This window comes from gamma proteobacterium symbiont of Scutellera amethystina, assembly GCF_059730845.1.
In genome coordinates this window covers 4,120,597-4,141,822 of the sequence record NZ_AP035935.1, presented here as the reverse complement: position 1 = coordinate 4,141,822, position 21,226 = coordinate 4,120,597, and the positions used below count along the sequence as shown (strand labels likewise).

At 58.5% G+C, this 21,226-nt stretch carries 21 protein-coding genes and 1 riboswitch; of the genes, 10 read left to right on the top strand and 11 right to left on the bottom strand.

Annotated elements, in window-relative coordinates:
• Positions 1 to 129 precede the first annotated feature (129 nt).
• The 3 genes from pfkA (at position 130) to AC6I79_RS19520 (ending at position 3,109) form a co-directional block, all read left to right on the top strand.
• Positions 130 to 1,092, top strand: a complete 963-nt coding sequence (pfkA, locus tag AC6I79_RS19530; RefSeq protein WP_021507047.1) for a 6-phosphofructokinase — start codon at positions 130 to 132, stop codon at positions 1,090 to 1,092.
• 147 nt (positions 1,093 to 1,239) lie between these two features.
• Positions 1,240 to 2,229: a sulfate ABC transporter substrate-binding protein gene (locus AC6I79_RS19525; RefSeq protein ID WP_211725470.1), complete on the top strand. Its 990-nt coding sequence runs from the start codon at positions 1,240 to 1,242 to the stop codon at positions 2,227 to 2,229.
• Between the two features lie 127 nt (positions 2,230 to 2,356).
• The gene (locus tag AC6I79_RS19520) at positions 2,357 to 3,109 is read left to right on the top strand and encodes a CDP-diacylglycerol diphosphatase (RefSeq protein ID WP_498027486.1); all 753 of its coding nucleotides are present in this window, start codon (positions 2,357 to 2,359) and stop codon (positions 3,107 to 3,109) included.
• Between the two features lie 66 nt (positions 3,110 to 3,175).
• Here AC6I79_RS19520 and tpiA read toward each other — a convergent pair whose 3' ends face one another.
• The 3 genes from tpiA to fpr all read right to left on the bottom strand — a co-directional run bounded on the left by tpiA (position 3,176) and on the right by fpr (position 5,507).
• Positions 3,176 to 3,943, bottom strand: coding sequence for a triose-phosphate isomerase (gene tpiA, locus AC6I79_RS19515; protein ID WP_125309590.1), 768 nt, complete (start codon positions 3,941 to 3,943; stop codon positions 3,176 to 3,178).
• Between the two features lie 121 nt (positions 3,944 to 4,064).
• A complete protein-coding gene (locus AC6I79_RS19510) occupies positions 4,065 to 4,655 on the bottom strand; it encodes a YiiQ family protein (protein ID WP_241798868.1) in 591 nt (196 codons plus the stop codon).
• Positions 4,656 to 4,760: 105 nt separating this feature from the next.
• Positions 4,761 to 5,507: a ferredoxin--NADP(+) reductase gene (gene fpr / locus AC6I79_RS19505; protein ID WP_241798869.1), complete on the bottom strand. Its 747-nt coding sequence runs from the start codon at positions 5,505 to 5,507 to the stop codon at positions 4,761 to 4,763.
• Positions 5,508 to 5,798: 291 nt separating this feature from the next.
• On the opposite strand from fpr, the gene emrD reads away from it, so the two are divergent.
• Positions 5,799 to 6,992, top strand: a complete 1,194-nt coding sequence (gene emrD / locus AC6I79_RS19500; RefSeq protein WP_325970617.1) for a multidrug efflux MFS transporter EmrD — start codon at positions 5,799 to 5,801, stop codon at positions 6,990 to 6,992.
• On the opposite strand, the gene glpX is transcribed toward emrD, so the two are convergent.
• The 3 genes from glpX to AC6I79_RS19485 all read right to left on the bottom strand — a co-directional run bounded on the left by glpX (position 6,982) and on the right by AC6I79_RS19485 (position 10,478).
• Entirely contained in the window at positions 6,982 to 7,992 is a 1,011-nt protein-coding gene (glpX, locus tag AC6I79_RS19495) for a class II fructose-bisphosphatase (RefSeq protein WP_125309586.1), read from the bottom strand. The genes emrD and glpX overlap by 11 nt on opposite strands.
• Before the next feature lie 96 nt (positions 7,993 to 8,088).
• The gene (gene glpK, locus AC6I79_RS19490) at positions 8,089 to 9,600 is read right to left on the bottom strand and encodes a glycerol kinase GlpK (protein ID WP_021507040.1); all 1,512 of its coding nucleotides are present in this window, start codon (positions 9,598 to 9,600) and stop codon (positions 8,089 to 8,091) included.
• Between the two features lie 29 nt (positions 9,601 to 9,629).
• Entirely contained in the window at positions 9,630 to 10,478 is an 849-nt protein-coding gene (locus tag AC6I79_RS19485) for an MIP/aquaporin family protein (RefSeq protein ID WP_021507039.1), read from the bottom strand.
• 416 nt (positions 10,479 to 10,894) lie between these two features.
• On the opposite strand from AC6I79_RS19485, the gene zapB reads away from it, so the two are divergent.
• Positions 10,895 to 11,134: a cell division protein ZapB gene (gene zapB, locus AC6I79_RS19480; protein WP_021507038.1), complete on the top strand. Its 240-nt coding sequence runs from the start codon at positions 10,895 to 10,897 to the stop codon at positions 11,132 to 11,134.
• 51 nt (positions 11,135 to 11,185) lie between these two features.
• Here the strand turns inward: zapB and rraA are convergent, their stop codons facing one another.
• The 5 genes from rraA to AC6I79_RS19455 form a co-directional block, all read right to left on the bottom strand.
• Positions 11,186 to 11,671 (bottom strand): ribonuclease E activity regulator RraA, encoded by a 486-nt coding sequence (rraA, locus tag AC6I79_RS19475; RefSeq protein WP_021507037.1) that lies wholly within the window; start codon positions 11,669 to 11,671, stop codon positions 11,186 to 11,188.
• A 165-nt stretch (positions 11,672 to 11,836) separates the two neighbouring features.
• On the bottom strand, positions 11,837 to 12,385 hold the full coding sequence (gene mtlR, locus AC6I79_RS19470; RefSeq protein WP_264441806.1) for a mannitol operon repressor MtlR: 549 nt from the start codon (positions 12,383 to 12,385) through the stop codon (positions 11,837 to 11,839).
• A gap of 60 nt (positions 12,386 to 12,445) precedes the next feature.
• Positions 12,446 to 13,594 carry a mannitol-1-phosphate 5-dehydrogenase gene (mtlD, locus tag AC6I79_RS19465; RefSeq protein WP_021507035.1) on the bottom strand — a complete coding sequence of 383 codons (1,149 nt, stop codon included), beginning with the start codon at positions 13,592 to 13,594 and terminating at the stop codon, positions 12,446 to 12,448.
• Positions 13,595 to 13,688: 94 nt separating this feature from the next.
• Entirely contained in the window at positions 13,689 to 15,623 is a 1,935-nt protein-coding gene (locus AC6I79_RS19460; RefSeq protein ID WP_058771034.1) for a PTS mannitol transporter subunit IICBA, read from the bottom strand.
• A gap of 433 nt (positions 15,624 to 16,056) precedes the next feature.
• Entirely contained in the window at positions 16,057 to 16,773 is a 717-nt protein-coding gene (locus AC6I79_RS19455) for a DUF3053 domain-containing protein (protein ID WP_010616539.1), read from the bottom strand.
• A gap of 270 nt (positions 16,774 to 17,043) precedes the next feature.
• Positions 17,044 to 17,138, top strand: a riboswitch (guanidine-I (ykkC/yxkD leader).
• Between the two features lie 63 nt (positions 17,139 to 17,201).
• Between AC6I79_RS19455 and AC6I79_RS19450 the strand changes: the two genes are divergently transcribed.
• The 5 genes from AC6I79_RS19450 to AC6I79_RS19430 are packed head-to-tail and all read left to right on the top strand — an operon-like array spanning position 17,202 to position 21,213.
• A complete protein-coding gene (locus AC6I79_RS19450) occupies positions 17,202 to 18,260 on the top strand; it encodes a putative urea ABC transporter substrate-binding protein (protein WP_058758070.1) in 1,059 nt (352 codons plus the stop codon).
• A 14-nt stretch (positions 18,261 to 18,274) separates the two neighbouring features.
• Positions 18,275 to 19,087 carry an ABC transporter permease gene (locus AC6I79_RS19445; RefSeq protein WP_058771035.1) on the top strand — a complete coding sequence of 271 codons (813 nt, stop codon included), beginning with the start codon at positions 18,275 to 18,277 and terminating at the stop codon, positions 19,085 to 19,087.
• A gap of 10 nt (positions 19,088 to 19,097) precedes the next feature.
• Positions 19,098 to 19,859 carry an ABC transporter ATP-binding protein gene (locus AC6I79_RS19440; protein WP_136548398.1) on the top strand — a complete coding sequence of 254 codons (762 nt, stop codon included), beginning with the start codon at positions 19,098 to 19,100 and terminating at the stop codon, positions 19,857 to 19,859.
• A gap of 11 nt (positions 19,860 to 19,870) precedes the next feature.
• Entirely contained in the window at positions 19,871 to 20,578 is a 708-nt protein-coding gene (locus tag AC6I79_RS19435) for an urea amidolyase associated protein UAAP1 (protein ID WP_136548400.1), read from the top strand.
• The gene (locus AC6I79_RS19430; protein WP_021507029.1) at positions 20,578 to 21,213 is read left to right on the top strand and encodes an urea amidolyase associated protein UAAP2; all 636 of its coding nucleotides are present in this window, start codon (positions 20,578 to 20,580) and stop codon (positions 21,211 to 21,213) included. Before AC6I79_RS19435 ends, AC6I79_RS19430 begins: the two co-directional genes overlap by 1 nt.
• Positions 21,214 to 21,226 lie beyond the last annotated feature (13 nt).

The following is a 21,226-nucleotide window of genomic DNA, read 5'->3' as shown; positions in this document are numbered from 1 at the left end:
GACCTGAATCAATTCAGCATCAAGCCTTTGATATACTATCTGCAACTATTAAGCCGTGCGATCGCGAGCTGGTCCACACCGGTCGACAGGCAGGAATAATCCTTAGTTTTGAACAATCCAGAGGTTGTCATGATCAAAAAAATCGGAGTACTGACCAGCGGCGGCGACGCCCCAGGCATGAACGCAGCCATTCGCGGAGTTGTCCGTTCCGCGCTGAGTGAAGGCCTTGAAGTTTTTGGTATTTATGACGGCTATCTGGGTTTGTACGAAGACCGCATGATCAACCTCGACCGCTACAGCGTGTCGGACATGATTAACCGCGGCGGCACCTTCCTCGGTTCGGCGCGTTTCCCGGAGTTCCGCAACGAAGAAGTGCGTCAGGTCGCGATCGAAAACATGAAAAAGCGCGGCATTGATGCGCTGGTGGTAATCGGCGGTGACGGTTCTTACATGGGTGCCAAACGCCTGACCGAAATGGGTTTCCCGTGCATTGGCCTGCCGGGCACCATCGACAATGACGTCGCCGGTACCGATTACACCATCGGTTATTTCACCGCGCTGGAAACCGTAGTTGAAGCGATTGACCGTCTGCGCGACACCTCTTCTTCGCATCAGCGTATCTCCATCGTAGAAGTGATGGGCCGCTACTGCGGTGACCTGACCTTAGCGGCGGCCATCGCCGGTGGCTGTGAGTTCATCGTGCTGCCTGAAATCCCTTACACGCGCGAAGAGCTGGTGGCAGAAATCCAGGCTGGCATCGCGAAAGGTAAAAAACACGCCATCGTGGCGATCACCGAACACATCTGTGACATCGACGATCTGGCGCACTTTATTGAAGCGGAAACCAAGCGTGAAACCCGAGCCACCGTGCTTGGCCACATCCAGCGCGGCGGTGCGCCATGCGCTTACGACCGTATCCTGGCATCACGTATGGGCGCTTATTCGATTGAGCTGCTGCTGCAGGGCTACGGCGGTCGCTGCGTGGGTATTCAGAACGAGAAGATGGTGCACCACGACATCATCGACGCGATTGAAAACATGAAGCGTCCGTTCAAGCGTGACTGGCTGGATACCGCGAAAAAACTCTACTAATCAATGACAAATCGGGCGCGATCGCTTTCGCGCCCTTTTTTATGCCCCTCTATATTCCCCATAGTTATAACAGCTTATTTTTAATTCTTTAATCCGTAGAATGCTTTGTGTCAGTCTTGTTCTATAACGACCTCGGGAGAGCAAGCAATGAACAAGTGGAGTATTGGTGTCACCCTGTTACTGGCTTCAACCAGTGTTCTGGCTAAGGATATTCAGCTGTTAAACGTCTCTTACGATCCAACCCGTGAGCTGTACGAGCAGTACAACAAAGCATTTAGCGCGCACTACAAGCAGGAAACCGGCGATAACGTAGTGATTCGCCAGTCGCACGGCGGTTCCGGTAAGCAGGCGACTTCCGTGATCAATGGCATTCGCGCGGATGTGGTTACGCTGGCGCTGCAGTCCGACGTCGATGCTATTGCTGACCGCGGTCGTATTGATAAAAACTGGATCAAACGTCTGCCAGACAACTCGGCACCTTATACTTCCACCATTGTGTTCCTGGTGCGCAAAGGCAATCCTAAAGGCATTCATGACTGGCCGGATCTGATTAAGCCAGGCGTTTCCGTGATCACGCCAAACCCGAAAACCTCCGGCGGTGCACGCTGGAACTATCTGGCGGCCTGGGGCTGGGCGCTGGATCAAAACCACGGTGACCAGGCGAAAGCGCTGGCCTACGTCAAAGCGCTGTTTAAAAACGTTGAAGTGCAGGATTCCGGCGCACGCGGCGCGACCAATACCTTCGTTGAGCGCGGTATCGGCGATGTGCTGATTGCATGGGAAAACGAAGCCTATCTGGCGGTCGATAAGCTGGGCAAAGATAAGTTTGAAATCGTTACGCCGAGCGAATCAATCCTTGCTGAACCGACGGTCTCGGTAGTCGATAAAGTAGTGGATGAGCAGGGCACGCGTAAGGTGGCAGAAGAGTATCTGAAATATCTCTACTCACCGGAAGGCCAGACCATCGCGGCGCAAAACTATTATCGTCCGCGCGATCCTGAGGTGGCGAAGAAGTTTGCCAGCAGCTTCGCGCCGGTCAAACTGTTCACCATTGATGACAAGTTTGGCGGCTGGAGCAAAGCGCAGAAAGCGCATTTTGCCGACGGTGGCAGCTACGATCAGGTCATGAAACCGTAACCGCGTTTTCATCGTAACGAAACGGTCAGCTCTGTGCTGGCCGTTTTGCTTTGCGGCGCGGAAAAAGCCGTGACTTTCCATCGGCGACAGGTGAGGATGCTGGCAGCTTATCACTGAGGATCTGGCCATGCAGGGGCGCCGTACTCTTAAGTTGCTGCTTGTCGCATTCATCATATTGATTGCCGGACTGATCGCCGGCGCGCTGCATTTCCATAAAAACGCTGATGCACTGTGGCAGATCGTCAGCGAAAAGTGCGTGCCGGATATGACACAACACGGTAAGCCGGCACCCTGTCAGCAGGTCAATCTGGCGCAGGGTTATGTGACGCTCAAAGATTTGAACGGCCCGCTGCAATATCTGCTGATGCCGATAGCGAAAATCACCGGCATGGAAAGCCCGATACTTCTCGAACCCACCACGCCCAATCTGTTTGCCGCCGCCTGGCAGCAGCGCAGCCTGCTGGCGCAGAAACGCGGTGCGCCTGTCGACGACCGCGTGCTGTCGCTGGCCATCAACGCACAGTATGGCCGGACCCAGAATCAGCTGCACATCCATATCTCCTGCCTGCGACCGGATGTGCGTCAGCAGCTGGATACGCTGGCACCGAAGCTGAACGCACAGTGGCAAACGGCAACGCTGCTGCGGCATAGCTGGCTGATTCGCACGCTAAGCACCGCCGAACTGGCGCAGCAGAGCGTGTTCATCCGGCTGGCAGAGGAGGTGCCGCATGCGCGCGGTGAGATGGGCAAATACGGGCTGGCGCTGGCCCAGCTGCCGGATGGCCGTCTGGCCCTGCTGGCGCTGGAGCGCAACTGGCTGAAGCTGAATCGCGGTTCGGCGGAAGAACTGCAGGATCACCAGTGCCGTTTGCTGGAGTAAGTCGCGTCGCGACCAATCAGGCAATAAAAAGGCGGCTCATCAGCCGCCTTTCTCTGCGTGAGAAACTTACGCGTTTTTCGCTGCTGCAGCGGCTTTGACGATCACGGCGAAAGCGTCGGCTTTCAGAGATGCACCGCCCACCAGCGCGCCGTCGATGTCCGGCTGGGTGAACAGTTCAGCGGCATTTTTGTCGTTAACCGAACCGCCGTACTGAATAATTACCTGCTCAGCGATTGCGGCATCTTTCTTCGCGATGTGGTCACGAATGAATTTGTGTACTGCCTGCGCCTGCGCTGGGGTGGCTGATTTGCCGGTACCGATGGCCCAGACTGGCTCATAGGCGATAACCACGCCTTCAAAGGCGGCAGCGCCCTGGGTTTCCAGCACGGCATCGATCTGACGTGCGCACACTTCTTCGGTTTTGCCCGCTTCGTTTTCCGCTTCGGTCTCACCGATGCACAGTACCGGCACCAGGCCAGCAGCTTTCAGCACGGCGAATTTCTTCGCGATGAACTCGTCGCTCTCTTTGTGGTAGGTGCGGCGCTCAGAGTGGCCGATGATGATGTATTTCGCGCCGATGTCTTTCAGCATCTCGGCAGAGGTTTCACCGGTGAAAGCGCCAGACAGGTTCACGTCAACGTTCTGCGCACCCAGCGCAATGTGGCTGCCGGAAATCGCGTGTTTAGCCTGATCCAGATAGATCGCCGGCGGAGCAATCGCCACACCGCAGCCTTCCACTCCTGACAGCTCTTTGCGCAGACCTTCAATCAGCTCGCCCGCCATGTGCTTGCTGCCATTCAGTTTCCAGTTACCCATAACCAGTGGATGTCGCATTCTTTCCTCCGCATAACGCGATTCATGAAATAGCGCTGCCATCGGGGCAGCGATGTCTGCCAGACAGTATAGAGATCAAATGGGTCGCTGGCTTTGCTTTTCGTCATTTTTGCCGGGGAGATCAGAGGGTAGCGAGCGCCAGTTTGATGGGCTCGACGGCGAAGGTCAGCCCTTTGTCACCGTTGTCGGCAACCACAAAGCGCAGCGCACCTTCGGTACGGGCAAAATAGCGTGCGCCCTTGCCGGCGCTGAGCAACGCATCGAGCTTTTTGTGTCCCTCTTCCGGCGATAAACCGGGCACAAAAAAGCGCAGCAGCGCAGTCATGTAATCCATGGCGCGCGTCTGCGCCGCTTTCATATCCGGGCTGGGTACCGGCAGCCAGGTAATCTGCAGCGTTTTAATCTTGCCGGTGCCCTGTTCCAGCGCCGTAGAGGCATACAGCGTTTCGCTGATTTTGCTGGCGGCGCGCGTCAGGTGGCTCTTGTCATCGCGGTTGTCGATGGCGCGATACTCCTGCAGCGGCAGGTCAGGATTGGCGGCGTTGTACTTTTCGCGGAACTGCGCGATGGTCATATCAAAGGTGGGCGCACCCGCCAGCAGATACGGCGCCGCAGGCAGGTGATCGTTGCGATCCTGCGCGGGCGCGTCCTCCGCCCAGGCGGGAAATGTCAGTGCGACGCTGAGCAGCAGCGCGACTGGCAGATTCTTCATTGCTTCGGCCCTAAATCATTCACTTAGCCCACGATTAGAACGGTTTTTACCGCTGAAAGTCAAAACCCGCGCCGGGAAAAATCTGACATTTTACTGCCGGCGCGATTACCAGTAATGCTCGCTGGTCATGTGGCCGGGTTTACGTTTGAAATGCTTACGCATATCGCGGGTCTCTTTCAGCAATTGCTGGGTATCGCGCACCATCTGCGGGTTACCGCACAGCATCACATGGCTGCTATCGGCGAGCATCGGCAGGCCCACGGCGTTTTCCAGTTCTCCGCTCTCGATCAGCTGCGGTACGCGGCCATGCAGTGAACCGGGCATCTGCTCGCGGCTGACCACTGTCTGAATGTGCAGTTTGCCCTGATAACGCTGCTGTAGCTGCTGCATCAGCGGCAGAAAACTCAGGTCGGCGGCATAGCGCGCAGCGTGCACCAGCACAATGTTGTCGAAGCGCTCCAGCCCTTCACCCTGTTGCAGAATCGACAGGTACGGACCGATCGCCGTGCCGGTCGCCAGCATCCACAGCGTCTGGCAGTCGGGGATCTCATCCAGCACAAAGAAACCGGCCGCCTCTTTGGTCACCATCACCTGATCGCCGGGCTGCAGCGCCTGCAGGCGCGGGCTGAGCTTTCCTTCCGGCACCGTCACCAGATAGAACTCCAGCAGCGGATCGTGCGGCGCGTTAACGTAGGAATAGGCGCGCTGCACGCGTTCACCATCGACTTCCAGCGCCAGCTTGGCAAACTGTCCGGCGGTAAAAGGGTTGATGGGCGCAGTAACGCGCAGACTGAACAGTGCATCGGTCCAGTTTTTCACTTCTTTTACTTCTGCATTGATCCACTCAGCCATGTTTGCTCCTGATGATGACTTATTCCTCTCTTACTATCTTCGTCAGCCCAGCGCCAGATTTCCAGCCCCGCAGCGGGCAAAGGGCTCTCTGCGACAAATCATTAGCACGGAACAGCAACTGTAGCGGCCACGTTACAGCCTGGTGCAGAAGCTTGACGGTGCCCGTCCTCCCGCTTTACGTCTGCCTCTCGCTTTGTCAGCAATTCCTGATATTTTTGCCGCCATAACTCTCTGACAGCCCTGTTTAGTGCTGTCTTTACTTTGTTTCTCAGGCAGACATTTTGTTCCATGATGATGAGTAATACGCAAAACCGCTTCCTGCTGTTCATGCTGATTGTGCTGGTGGCGGTCGGACAGATGGCCCAGACCATCTATGTGCCCGCGATGGCGAACATGGCAGAGGCGCTTAACGTGCGCAGCGGCGCCATGCAGCAGGTGATGGCGGCCTATCTGATGACCTACGGCGGATCGCAACTGATCTACGGCCCGCTGTCGGACAGCATTGGCCGGCGTCCAGTGATCCTCGCGGGCATGACGATCTTCGCGGCGGGCGCGCTGATCGCCCTGTTTGCGCCGTCGCTGAGTGTGCTGGTGCTGGGCAGTGCGGTACAGGGATTGGGCACCGGCGTGGCTGGCGTGATGGCGCGCACCATGCCGCGCGATCTCTATTCTGGCATTGCGCTGCGCCAGGCCAACAGCCTGCTCAACATGGGCATTCTGGTCAGCCCGCTGCTGGCGCCGGTAATCGGCGCGCTGCTGACCCATCTGTTTGGCTGGCACGCCTGCTTTGCTTTCCTGCTGCTGCTGTGTGTTGGCGTAACGGCGGCGATGGCGCGCTGGCTGCCGGAAACCCGTCCGGCGGATGCGCCCGCGACACCGTTTCTGCGCCGCTACATCACGCTGCTCAGCGACGGCAACTTTGTGCGTTATCTGTTGCTGTTGATCGGCGCACTGGCGGGCATCGCGGTATTTGAGGCCAGCTGTGGCGTGCTGATGGCGGGCGTGCTGGGGCTGGACGGGCTGACGGTAAGCATCCTGTTTATTCTGCCGATTCCGGCGGCGTTTTTCGGTGCCTGGTTTGCCGGCCGCGAGCAAAAGTCCTGGCATACGCTGATGTGGTACGGCGTGAACAGCTGCCTGCTGGCGGGCCTGCTGATGTGGCTGCCGGCGTGGTTTGGCGTGATGAACATCTGGACGCTGCTGGTGCCGGCTGCGCTGTTCTTCTTTGGTGCCGGCATGCTGTTTCCGCTGGCGACCTCTGGCGCGATGGAGCCCTACGCGTGGCTGGCCGGCAGCGCCGGTGCGCTGATTGGCGGTCTGCAGAATCTCGGTTCCGGCGTGGTGGCGTGGCTCTCAGCGCTGCTGCCGCAGCACGATCAGTCGAGCCTCGGCATGCTGATGTTTGTGACGTCGCTTGTGATGCTGCTGTGCTGGTGGCCGCTCTCGCGTCATCCGGAGAGCGGCAAGCAGACGGTTACAGGATAAAAGGGTGCAGCGCCGCGTCTTTGCGGTCCAGATAGTGGATCGACTGAATGCGGCGAATGGTGCGCGATTTGCCGCGCACCAGCAGCGTTTCGCTGGTGGCGATGTTGCCCTGGCGCGTGATGCCTTTTAGCAGATCGCCCGTGGTGATGCCGGTCGCCGCGAAAATCACATTATCGTTACGCGCCATCTGTTGCAGCGTCAGCACTTCCCCGGCGTTGATGCCCATTTCGACACAGCGCTGCAGCTCCTGCTCACCCAGACGGCGGTTTTCGGTCGAATCCCCTTTAACCTGATGACGAGCCAGCAGGCGCGCCTGCATGTCGCCATCCATGGCGCGGATCACCGCCGCTGACACCACGCCTTCCGGCGCGCCGCCGATGCCATACAGCACGTCCACTTCGCTGTCCGGCATGCAGGTGAGAATCGAGGCCGCGACGTCACCGTCCGGGAACGCAAACACGCGCACGCCCAGCTGCTGCAGCTGGGCGATGACCGCATCGTGACGCGGTTTGGCGAGAATCGACACCGTCAGCTGGCTGAGCGGTTTATTAAGCGCCTGCGCAATCGCCTGCAGATTAGTAGCGAGCGGCAGGTTGAGATCGATAGCGCCGCGCGCGCCCGGACCGACAATCAGCTTTTCCATATACATATCAGGTGCGTGCAGGAAACTGCCTTTATCGCCCACCGCCAGCACTGCCAGCGCGTTGGCCTGGCCCATCGCAGTCATGCGCGTGCCTTCGATAGGATCGACTGCAATGTCCACTGCATCGCCGTGGCCGGTACCGACTTTCTCACCAATGTAGAGCATCGGCGCTTCGTCGATTTCGCCTTCGCCAATCACGATCTGGCCGTCGATGTTGATGGTGTTGAGCATAATGCGCATGGCGTTGACGGCGGCGCCGTCGGCGGCATTCTTGTCGCCGCGTCCTAACCAGTGATAGCCCGCTAACGCAGCGGCTTCGGTCACACGGGAAAATTCAATCGCGAGTTCTCGTTTCATGGTCTGCACCTGACAAAAAACAGGCGGGCAGTGTAGCACAGCGGGGCAGGGGGGACGGGAAAAACCCGCGGCAGGGCGCCGCGGGTCAGCACAGTGTTACTCTTCTTCTTCCCACGCCTGGGCGCGTGCCACGGCTTTTTTCCAGCCGGCATAGCGCACGTTGCGTTCGGTGGTTTCGATGCTTGGACGGAATTCGCGTTCCACCACGGCTTTAGCACGAACTTCTTCCAGATCGTTCCAGAAGCCGACCGCCAGACCGGCGAGGTAAGCCGCACCCAGCGCAGTCACTTCGCGCACTTCCGGACGCTCCACGCGCGTGCCGAGAATATCGGACTGGAACTGCATCAGGAAGTTGTTGGCCACCGCACCGCCATCTACGCGCAGCGACTGCAGGCGGGTATCGGCATCGTTCTGCATCGCTTCCAGCACATCACGCGTCTGGTAAGCGATGGACTCCAGCGTGGCGCGAATGATGTGGTTGGCATTGGCACCACGGGTCAGGCCGAAGATTGCGCCGCGCGCATACGGGTCCCAGTACGGTGCGCCGAGACCGGTAAAGGCCGGCACCATGTACACGCCATTGGTGTCTTTGACTTTCATCGCGAAGTATTCGGAGTCGCCCGCATCGCTGATCAGCTTCATCTCATCGCGCAGCCACTGAATGGACGCACCACCGATGAACACGGCACCTTCCAGCGCGTAGTTCACCTCGCCGCGTGGACCGCAGGCGATGGTGGTCAGCAGACCGTGAGTCGAGGTAACCGCTTCGGTACCGGTGTTCATCAGCATAAAGCAGCCGGTGCCGTAGGTGTTTTTCGCCATGCCAGGCTGCACACACAGCTGACCATACAGCGCAGCCTGCTGGTCACCGGCGATACCGGCGATAGGAATACGCGTACCGCCCTTACCACCAATGTTAGTCTGGCCGTAGATTTCGGACGATCCTTTCACTTCCGGCAACATTTCACGCGGAATGTCCAGAATCTCCAGCATGCGTGCATCCCACTCCAGCTTGTGGATGTTGTACATCATGGTACGCGATGCGTTGGTGTGATCGGTGATGTGCACGCGGCCCTGGGTCATTTTCCACACCAGCCAGGTGTCGACGGTACCGAACAGCAGTTCGCCGCGTTTCGCCCGCTCGCGTGCGCCTTCCACGTGGTCGAGAATCCATTTCACCTTGGTGCCGGAGAAGTACGGGTTAATCACCAGGCCGGTGGTGTGCTGGATGTACTCTTCCAGACCCTCTTTCTTCAGCTTGTTACAGTAGTCGGCGGTACGTGGATCCTGCCAGACGATGGCGTTGTAAATTGGTTTGCCGGTCTCTTTGTCCCAGACAATCGCGGTTTCACGCTGGTTGGTGATACCGATGGCGGCGATCTGGTCAGAACGGATATCAGCGTGCGCCAGCACTTCCACCAGCGTGGAGCTCTGCGAGGCCCAGATGTCCATCGGATCGTGTTCAACCCAGCCGGCTTTCGGGTAGATCTGGGTGAATTCGCGCTGTGAGACGGCGACGATGTTGGCGTCATGATCGAGCACCACGGCACGTGAGCTGGTTGTGCCCTGATCGAGCGCGACAATATATTTTTTATCAGTCGTAGTCATTATGGTTTCCTGATGATTAACGATGAAACTTACGCTTTACGCTGCTCAGCGCGCGCGACCGGTTTTTCTGTTTTACTGGTTTCTGCAAGGTTGCCCGGCAGGTGACGGCCAATCAGCGCACGATAACCGAAGGCACCGAGGCAGGCACCGACCAGCGGGCCAAAAATTGGCACCAGGAAGTAAGGAATATCTTTACCACCGGTGAACGCCACGTTACCCCAGCCCGCGAAGAAGGCGAACAGCTTCGGACCGAAGTCACGCGCCGGGTTCAGGGCGAAGCCGGTCAGCGGACCCATGGAACCACCAATCACCGCCACCAGCAGACCAATCAGCAGCGGCGCCAGCGGGCCACGCGGTACGCCGTTGCCGTCGTCGGTCAGCGCCATGATCACCGCCATCAGCACGGCGGTAATTACCATTTCCACCAGGAACGCCTGCGCCACGGTGATGTGCGGGTTCGGATAGGTGGAGAAGATACCGGCCAGATCGAGGCTCTGCACGCTGCCGCGTACCATCTGGTGGCTGGCTTCGTAATCAAAGAACAGATTGTAGTAAAGACCGTAGACCAGCGCCGCCGCACAGAACGCGCCAGCGATTTGCGACACAATATAAGGTAAAACTTTGCGGCCTTCGAAGTTGGCGAACAGGCACAGGGCAACCGTGACTGCCGGATTGAGGTGAGCGCCGGATACGCCTGCGCTCAGATAAACCGCCATGGAGACAGCAAGACCCCAGATGATACAAATTTCCCACTGGCCGAATGCGGCACCGGCCAGCTTCAGCGCCGCCACACAGCCGGCACCAAAAAAGATGATCAAACCGGTACCGAGGAACTCGGCGATGCACTGACCTTTGAGTGTGTTCGTTGTCTGACTCATAATGGAATTCCTGAAGCGAGGTTAAATTTTATCAGTTTTTGTTCTCAATCCTTGAGTCGCCCAGCTCTAATGTAGGGTTGATGTGAATTTATCGTTAACGAGCATAAACGAGAAATAGCGAAATCGAATTTTGTGTGCCGTGTCATAAAAATGCGCGTTTTCGCGTCTTTTGCCTGTGTTTAGGGCCAAAAACCCCCGCTGCGCTGCACCTCGCGCGTGTGACCGCGCGCAAAATGCGCGAAGTTGCGCGTTTTCCAGGTATAAACTGAAAAGTGTTACAGACTTCCCTCGCAGGCCTTGTGCTGCTGGACTTGCCGGGTGTGGCTACATACAATCGGGACATCGTGGCTGGACGCACTATTTTAAGGCACGCCCGGTCTATCAACGCCTTGCACGATTTAGGAGAGGTCAGAAAGATGTCATTTGAAGTATTCGAGAAACTGGAAGCGAAAGTACAGCAGGCGATTGATACCATCACCCTGCTGCAGATGGAAATTGAAGAGCTGAAAGAGCAGAATAATAACCTGAAAAACGAAATGAGCCAGGCATCCGGCAATCACGAAGCGCTGGCGCGTGAAAATCAGCACCTGAAAGAAGAGCAGCATGTATGGCAGGAGCGCCTGCGTGCACTGCTGGGAAAAATGGAAGAAGTTTAAGCCTCAGCGCTTAAACCAACGGGTGCCGCGGCACCCGTTTTTGTTTGTCGCTTACTCGATGTCGAGTGCGTCTTCAGACAGGATCATGCCGGTGTTGTCGGCGTAGAGATGATCGCCGGAGAAGAAGGTGACGCCGCCGAAGTTAACCCGCACGTCGCTCTCGCCGATGCCTTCGCCTGCGGCGCCAGCCGGAATGGCCGCAATCGCCTGAATGCCGATCTCCAGCTCTTCCAGCTCATCGACCTGGCGAACCGAGCCGTACACCACGATGCCTTCCCACTCGTTTTGCGCCGCCAGTCTTGCTAACTGTGCGTCAACCAGCGCGCGCCGCACTGAGCCGCCGCCATCGACCAGCAGCACGCGACCGCGACCGTTCTCTTCGAGCAGGTCATACAGCAGGCCGTTGTCTTCGAAACATTTCACTGTGGTAATTTGACCACCGAATGAGGTGCGCCCACCAAAGTTCGAAAAAAGCGGTTCAACAACGTTCACTTCTTCATGGTAGATGTCGCAGAGTTCAGATGTATCGTATTTCATAGGGATGTCGTCTGTTTGCCACAGGAGCGGTAAGTATATCGCTATCTGACGATTGTTGGCAAAATCATCAACCGCCAAAAAAAGCGCTGCATCAATATCCTGCGTAATATTTTGTCTGCGGCGGAGAGAACAGCGGCGCGTGGCGACAGCGCCGCAGGGGAAGCGTTACAAGGCGGGCTTCTTGAAGGCCTGTTTGTGCGAGATACGGGAAATCAGCTCGGTCAGCGACAGCACCATGGTGGATCGCACCATCTGCAGGTAGCGCTGCTGCTGCATGGCGCGCAGCGCGGCGTCGTCGCGGGTGAAATCGGGTTGCGGCGGCCAGGCCAGCACGCAGTGCAGTTCGCCGAACGGGCCGAGTATTTCATCGTCGGTAAAGCGGTAGTCGCTGGTGTCGTGATTCAGCTCCTCACGCAGCGCCAGCAGCAGCTCGCAGTCTTCGTATTCGTGGCGATTGATCACCCCCAGGCCGTAGATGAGCTTCAGGCGTACCGACAGCTCGCCCAGCGGGCCGTCGCCCAGCAGCAGCGGTTCCACCGCATATTTCACCGCGTAGTCGTCTTTGCGAAAGACCTGCAGCACCAGCAGATTGACTGCTTCCGCCAGCAGTTCGACAGCGGCGATCAGGAAGCTTCTCACCGAACGACCGGCGTTCAGCCGCTCAAGCACCCGGTTTTCAAAAGCCTGCTTCTCTTCCATTATTGCCTGCATCATTCAGCTACCGTCGACGGGCACGCGGCTGCCGTGCCCGAATTGACCACTAAAGGGCGCGCATTATGCCATAGCGTGGTAAGCGCTCACCACTGAGCTCACCACTTCGCTATTGGCATCAAGGCCAGAAATCTCCGCCAGCGCCGCCTGTGGGCCTTTCTGCGCGATCAGTGACGCCAGCTCCTGCGCCTGCGGATCGGCTTCGCTGCGATAGTGCATCGCGGCGGCAATGCCCTGCACCAGGCTGGCGTGCGGCAGCTGATACTCCAGCGTGCCCAGCGTCGGCTTGATCAGGCGATCGCCGGCGCTCAGCTTGCGCAGCGGCTGACGGCCCACGCGCTCGACGTCATCTTTCAGGTACGGGTTTTCGAAACGCGTGAGGATTTTCTGGATATACGCGGCATGTTTCTCCGCATCGAAACCATAACGCTTGATCAGCACCGCGCCGCTCTCCTGCATCGCGCCCTGCACCACGGCACGTACTTTCTGGTCAAGAATGGCTTCGCGAATGGTGGCGTGACCGGCCAGCTGGCCAAGATAAGCGGTAATGGCGTGGCCGGTGTTGAGGGTAAACAGCTTGCGCTCGACGAATGCCATCAGGTTATCGGTCAGCTCCATGCCAGGAATGTCCGGCAATGCGCCTTTGAATTGGGTTTTGTCGACGATCCACTCGCTGAAGGTTTCTACCGTGACTTCCAGCGGATCGGTGCTGCCGGCTTCAGATGGCGGCACGATGCGGTCAACTGCCGAATCAACAAAGCCAACGTGCTCTTCAACCCACGCATGATATTGCTGCGGCAGCGCTTTCAGTACGTGCTGCTTCAGCTGGCTGGTGCCGCGCACCATGTTTTCACAGGCGATGATATTCAGCGGACGGACATTACCGTTGTCACTGCGTTTGGCCAGACCCTGCGCCACGCTGCCTGCGATGCGCTCAAGGATCTGCGGACCAACCGCCGTGGTAACGATATCAACCTCAGCAATCAGCGTGACGATGTCGTCGCTGGTGCTGTTCACCGCGCTGACGCCGGTAACGATTTCAACCTGCGCCTGCTCGCCCACCACGTGAACCGGATACTCATGACGGGCGTTAAGGGCATCAAGCACCACCTGATTCACATCAGCAAACACCAGTTCGATACCGGCATCCGCCAGCAGCTTACCGATAAATCCACGGCCGATGTTACCTGCTCCAAAATGTAACGCTTTCATAAATTTGACCCATATCAAATGACGAAGGGGCGGGCATGTCCGCCCCGGAAAGTGGGGACGGGCTTGCCCGCCCCAGGGAAGTTAAAACCGCGAATTACGCGTTGGCAGTGCTGCCAGACAGCAGATCCAGCACATCCTGCACGCTGGTGGTGTTCGCCAGCTTCTCAATTACGCTATCGTCGTCGAGCGCATTGGTCAGGCTGGTGATCACCTGAATGTGTTCGTTATTGCGTGCGGCAATACCAATCACCAGTCGCGCGACTTCGTCCGGCTCATCGCCAAACTGCACGCCGGCCGGATACTGACAGAATACCACGCCGGTTTTCAGCACGCGGTCTTTGGCTTCGACGGTGCCGTGCGGCACAGCGATGGATTCACCGAGGTAGGTTGGCGTCAGCTGCTCGCGCGCCAGCATCGCTTCAACGTATTCCGGCTGCACGTAACCGCCTTTCACCAGCTGCTCGCCGGCGAAGCGAATCGCCTGCTCTTTATTGCTGGCGCTCAGGCCGAGGAACACGTTATCAGCGCCCAGTTTGAACAGGTGCGCGCTGCCGTCGTCATAGCTGTCTGCCAGCGCGGTCTGCACTGTTTCACGGTGGGCTTCGCTGCGGTTCGCCGCCACCAGACGCTCAGTCAGGTTGGTGTACAGCGCGCTGTCGAGGAAGTTGTTCAGCGAGATGTGCTGCGCCTGTGGCGCCTGACGCATCGCACGTTCGGTCAGATCGCGGTGAGTAATCACCAGATCAACATCGCCCGGCAGCGAGTTAATCGCGCTGTTGGTCACAGAGATATTGCTCAGGCCCGCATCCTGCACCTTCTTGCGCAGCACGCCTGCACCCATCGCGCTGGAGCCCATACCGGCATCACAGGCGACGATGATTTTGCGCACGTGGCTGACGTCAACGCTGCTGGCATCGGCTACCACCGGTGAACCGGCAACGGCCTGGCCTTTTGACTGCGCTTTCATGTCTTTCATGCGCTGGGTCGCCGCTTCAATGTCGTCTTCTTCTTTTACTTTGCTGGTTTTCAGCAGAATCGAGGAGACCACGAAGGAGACGGCGAAAGCCGCAACGATAGCCGCGATGTTAGCGAAGTAAGCGCCTTTTGGCGTCATCGCCAGCACGGCCAGAATCGAACCTGGTGAAGCTGGTGATACCAGACCGCCGTTCAGCAGCGTCAGGGTGAACACGCCAGTCATACCGCCGAGGATTACTGCCAGCAGCAGGCGCGGCGCCATCAGCACGTACGGGAAGTAGATTTCGTGGATACCGCCAAGGAAGTGGATGATCGCTGCACCGCCCGCCGACTGCTTGGCGCTGCCGCGGCCGAAGATCATATAAGCAACCAGCACGCCCATACCCGGACCCGGGTTCGCTTCAATCAGGAAGAAGATCGATTTGCCCGCTTCGCTGGCCTGCTGGATACCCAGCGGCGAGAAGATACCGTGGTTGATGGCGTTATTGAGGAACAGGATTTTCGCCGGTTCAACAAAGATTGAGGTCAGCGGCAGCAGGTTGTTCTGCACCATCAGGTTTACGCCGGCGGCGAGAATGTGTGACAGACCTTCTACCAGCGGACCGATAGCGAGGAAGGCCAGCAGCGCCAGCAGCATACCGATAATACCGGCCGAGAAGTTGTTGACCAGCATCTCGAAGCCGCTTTTGATTTTGCCGTCAACCGCGCGGTCAAACGACTTGATCGCCCAGCCGCCCAGCGGACCGGCAATCATCGAGCCAAGGAACATCGGCATATCGGCACCGACGATCACGCCCATGGTGGTGATGGCACCGACCACGCCGCCGCGATCGCCACCCACCAGACGACCACCGGTGAAGCCGATGAGCAACGGCAGCAGGTAGGTAATCATCGGGCCGACCAGCTTGGCCAGCGTTTCGTTAGGAATCCATCCGGTTGGAATGAACAGTGCTGTGATGATACCCCAGGCGATAAACGCACCGATGTTTGGCATCACCATATTACTCAGAAAGCGACCAAAGCTCTGAACCTTGACCTTGACTGATGAGGACATAAACCCACCCCTTATTGAGACGCGCTGCAATAAGAGAGCGCGTTTGTTTTTGTTAAGACGTTACGGCGGGGGCCGTGGCATTACTGTATGCACGCGGACTCTAGCACTAGTTGATTACACTGCGTAGCGTCAGGAAAAAGTGTGATACATATCACGCTAAGTTGGGGTGGGCAGGGGGATTAAAGGTGACTTTGATCACAAAAATACCCTGTAAGAAAGCAACGCCGGCGAAAAAATGCGCGCATTAGCGGTAGAAATGTGACAAAAATCACCTTTCACCTGGGCCGGTTTGTTTCACAAATGTGATTGAGATCACAAACTATTTTTGGTTGAAAATGCGCCAGATCACACTCTGTGCTGACAGAAAAAGCCGATGTAAGGAAGTGACGAAAATCTGAAAAAGCGGGCAGGGGAGAACTGCCCGCTGAGCGGCTTACTGCAAACCACCCTGTACGGCATTTTGTGCCTGGGTCAGCGCCTGCGTATTGCTGGCGAGATTACTCATCAGCGTGTTGTACTGCGTGGCCTGCTCCTGCGTCGGGAACTGAACGCCGCCGTCATTGAAGCTGACGCGTGCGCCCTGCGACTGCAGATAATCGCCGGCCTGAACTGCCGACTGGCTCAGCGCCTGCAGCTGCGGCAGCAGCGGAATCAGCGTGCTGGCTGGCTGAGTCACCACTTTAGCGTACACGCTGTCGTACACTTTCTTCAGATCGTCCGGCTGCTTCAGCGTGGCTTTGCTGCTGTCGGCCTGCATTTTGGCGCTCTGAATCTGCTGCGTCAGCACGCTCAGATTGCCGCTCGCCTGGCGCAGGCTGTCGCGGCGCGTCAGATAATCCTGCGGCACGCGGATGGCCGCCAGCTCATCAACCACCGGGCGCATGCCCTGATCCACCGCCTGATTCACCTGCTGCGAGAAGCCATACAGGATGGCGTAATCACTGGCGTAATTACCGAAGGTTTGCTTCTGGTTTTCGCTCAGGCTGGGCAGATGTTCACCGCTGCGCATCACGGTGTTTTGCAGAAAATCAGTAAAGGCTTTGCGCTGATCGCCCTCTTTATCGCCGCAGGCGGTAAGCTGCAGCACAAGTAGCACGCCGGTCAGCAGCATGCCGCTACGCATCCAGATGCGGGAAATTCCTGACGCCATAATTCAACTCCTGTTGTGACGATGGCTAAATTCGATTCGCTGGGAAAGGTCCTAAAGAATAGTGCAATGGCCCCGGCTGTACAACGGCTGGTCTGCAGTGCTTCACGCTGGTGCGTGCCTGCTGCAGAACTGTGCAGCCCAGCCTGCCTGCGAGCGCAGCGCTGTGCAATAACATATGTAATTCAGGCTGATAGCAACCTGGCATTGATATTGCCTGCTTTCTGGCAGATGCAGGAGCGATCGCGGGCAACCGACGTCGCCACACAATTTGCAATGGGTCACTAGGGTTCCGATCGCGAGATGCTGGTCCGAGAGTGACCGACCGTCCTCTGACGGTTACACGGCGGGAAAAAAGCCCGGGAGGAAAGCGAGAACGTTGCTCGCCGCCTCCTGCCTGATTTTCGTCCGTTAACGCCAGAGGAATCATCATGATTAAAGCCTGTCTGCGCCTGCTGCTGATTTGCAGCGTCGCCCTGTTCAGCGTTCCGTCGCTGGCCGCCGCTAAACCATCCTTTAAGCTTTGCTGGTCCATCTACGCTGGCTGGATGCCGTGGGATTACGCCCAGCAAAGCGGCATCGTGAAAAAGTGGGCCGATAAGTACGGCATCGATATTCAGTTTGTGCAGGTTAACGACTATATCGAGTCGGTCAATCAGTACACCGCAGGTGGCTTTGACGGCTGCACCATGACCAACATGGATGCGCTGACCATTCCGGCCACTGGCGGCGTCGACAGCACCGCGCTGATTGTCGGCGACTACTCCAACGGTAACGACGGCATTCTGCTTAAAGGCGCGGACAGCGTCAGCGCGCTGAAAGGCAAACCCATCAACCTCGTCGAACTCTCGGTCTCACACTATCTGCTGGCGCGCGCGCTGGAGAAATCCGGCATGAGCGAGAAAGACGTCAGGGTGGTTAACACCGCCGATGCCGATCTGGTGGCGGCGTTTGGCACTGCTGACGTTAACGCCATCGTCACGTGGAATCCGCTGCTGGCGGAAGCAGAGAAGCAGCCGGACAGCCATCTGGTGTTCTCCTCAGCGCAGATCCCGGGCGAAATCCTCGACCTGCTGGTGGTCAACACCGCCACGCTCAACAAATATCCTCAGCTCGGCAAAGCGCTGACCGGCGCCTGGTACGAGACGCTGCACAGCATGGCCGGACAGAGCGACAGTGCCAAAGCGGCGCGCACGCAGATGGCGCAGGCATCCGGTACCGATCTGGCCGGTTTTGATCAGCAGCTTGCCGCGACACACCTGTTCAGCGATGCCAAAACCACGCTGGATTTTGTCGACAGCCCACAGTTAAAAGCCACGATGCAGCTGGTGGCCGAATTCTCCTTTAAACACGGCCTGCTGGGCGAAGGCGCGCCGGGGGCCGATGCGGTAGGGGTCGCGACCCCGGCCGGTAACTGGGGCGATGCCGGCAACATCAAACTGCGCTTTACCGACACCTTCACCAAACTGGCCGCCGCCGGTCAGCTGTAAGCGAGGCGCTGCCGATGCGTAAATTGATCAACTACCAACCGCTGCCGCTCGGCCGCCTGCTGCTTGGCATTCTGCCGCTGCTGGCGGTGCTGCTGGTGTATCTGTTCGCGTCGGATGCGCGCCTCAGCCTGAACGCGGCAGACAAACTGCTGCCGGGATTCAACGCCATGGGCGAGGCCATCAGCCGGATGGCGTTTCAGCCCAGCCCGCGCACCGGCGAGTATCTGCTGTGGAGCGATACCGCCGCCAGCCTGCTGCGTTTGCTGAGCGGCGTTGCTATCAGCGCGCTGCTGGCGCTGGCAATTGGCCTGTTCACCGGCGCGCTGCCGGTGGTGCGCGCGGTGCTGGCGCCGCTGGTGACGCTGTTTGCGCTGGTGCCGCCGCTGGCGATTCTGCCGATTCTGTTTATCTGCTTTGGCCTCGGGGAAGTCTCCAAAGTGGTGCTGATCGTTATCGGCATCACGCCGCTGATCGCCCGCGATCTGCAGCTGCAGGTACAGAAAATCCCGCAGGAGCAGCTGGTCAAAGCGCAGACGCTGGGTGCGCATAGCGCACAGATTCTGTGGCGGGTGATTCTGCCGCAGCTGATGCCGCGCCTGTGCGATGCGGTGCGGCTGTCGCTCTGTTCGGCGTGGCTGTTCCTGATTGCTGCCGAAGCGATTGCGGCCACGGAAGGCCTCGGTTATCGCATCTTCCTGATGCGCCGCTATCTGGCCATGGATGTGATTCTGCCGTACGTGGCATGGATCACCCTGCTGGCCTTTGCCCTCGACCTGCTGCTGCGGCTCGTCAGCCGACGCTGCTGGCCGTGGTATCACGCCAAATAAGGAATGCGCGATGCCCTTACTGCAATTGAAAAATCTGGAAAAACACTACGGCGATCAGGTGGTGCTGGAGCGGCTGAATATACAGGTCGAGCGCGGCGAGTTCGTGGCGATTGTCGGCGCCTCCGGCTGCGGCAAAACCACGTTTCTGAATATGCTGCTCGGCACCGAAGCGCCGACCAAAGGCGAGCTGCTGCTGGATGGCGCACCGATTCCCGACGAGCCGGACGCCCATCGCGGCGTGGTGTTTCAGCGCTACTCGGTGTTTCCGCATCTGACGGTGCTCGGCAACGTGATGCTGGCCGACGAGTTCAGCAGCGCACGCTGGCTGGGACGCGTCTGGGGGCGCAAACGTCTGGCGATTCGCCAGCGCGCGCAGGCAATGCTGGCGCAGGTCGGACTGGAACAGGCGCAGAGCAAATATCCGCATCAGCTGTCGGGCGGCATGCAGCAGCGTCTGGCCCTGGCGCAGGCGCTGATGAAACAGCCGCGCATTCTGCTGCTGGATGAACCTTTTGGCGCGCTCGATCCCGGTATTCGCAGCGAGATGCATCAGCTGATCACCCAGCTGTGGCAGCAGCATCAGCTGACCATTTTCATGATCACCCACGATCTGAAAGAGGGCTTCAGCCTCGCGTCACGCCTGCTGGTGTTCGACAAACTGCGCCACGATCCGCACGCGCCGCAAGCCTGGGGCGCCACTATCACTTACGACCTGCCGCTGGATCGCACTCAGCCCGCCGCTGAAGTGCTGTCCGCAACGCAGGTGGCTTAAAGGAGAGCACGATGCAGCCATACCAAACCCTGCTGCCCGCCGGGGCGCACTGGTCTTTTGTCATGCGCAGCGGCAGCGCGCTGACGCTGACCGATGTGGAGGGCGGCGCCAGCGCCAGCCTGTTGTTTTATAACCCGGAAAACCTGCTGGAGCGCTACAACGCGCCGGACACGCTCAAGTGCCAGCACACTTTCCGGCTCACCGCCGGCCACTGTCTCTACTCGGACATGGGGCGCATTTTCTGCGGCATTGAACACGACAGTTTCGGCTGGCACGAGAGTGTGTGCGGCACGCTGAACGCGGCACAAACGGCCGCGCGCTATGGGGTCAGCGACTATCAGCAGGCGCGCAACCTGCGCCATCAAAACGGCTACGACAGCTTCCTCGTCGAGCTGGCGAAATATGGCCTTGGCCAGCGCGACATGGCGGCCAGCCTCAACCTGTTTGCGCAGGTGCGCGCCGATGACAGCGGGCGCTTAACGCTGGAACGGCAGGGCGAAGCCGGCGCGCAGGTTCGGCTGCGTTTCGCCATGGACACGCTGGTGCTGCTGCACACCTGTCCGCACCCGCTCAGCCCGGCAAGCGATTATCCGCGTCAGCCGCTGCAGCTGACGCTGGATGCGCAGCGCGCGCCGCTGCCGGAAATCTGTCTGCAGCGCGCGGAAAACCAGCGCGGCCTGCGTAATAACGCCCTTTATCAACTGCAGGGAGAAGTGTGATGATTAAAGAGAGTGAACGAAACCCGGCGCAGGCGCGTCTGCAGCAGCAGATCGACGCCGGTGATTACTGGCTGCAGCGCATTGCCGCCGGAGAAACGCTGCGCATTACCGATCTGGAAGGCAATCAGGCGGCGGATACGCTGTTTTTCAACGCCGACGATACCGCCGAGCGCTACAGCATGAGCGAGACGCTGCGCGGCCAGCACAACGTGTTTCTCACGGCCGGCAGCGTGCTGCGTTCTAATCTTGATCGGCCGATGCTGACCATCACCGCCGATACCTGTGGCCGTCACGATACGCTCGGCGGCGCCTGCTCGTGCGAGAGTAATACGGTGCGTTATGACCTCGAAAAGCGCCACATGCACTCCTGCCGTGACAGCTGGATGCTGGCGGTCGCCGCGCATCCGGAGTCTGGCCTGACGCGCCGCGATATCACGCACAACATTAACTTCTTCATGAATGTGCCGGTGACCCACGACGGCGGCCTGACGTTTGCCGATGGCATCTCCGCGCCGGGTAAATATGTTGAGATGGTGGCGCAGATGAACATTCTGGTGCTGATCTCCAACTGTCCGCAGCTCAACAATCCCTGTAACGGTTACAACCCAACGCCGATTGCCGTCAGCGTGTGGTGATTCTCTGACGCAA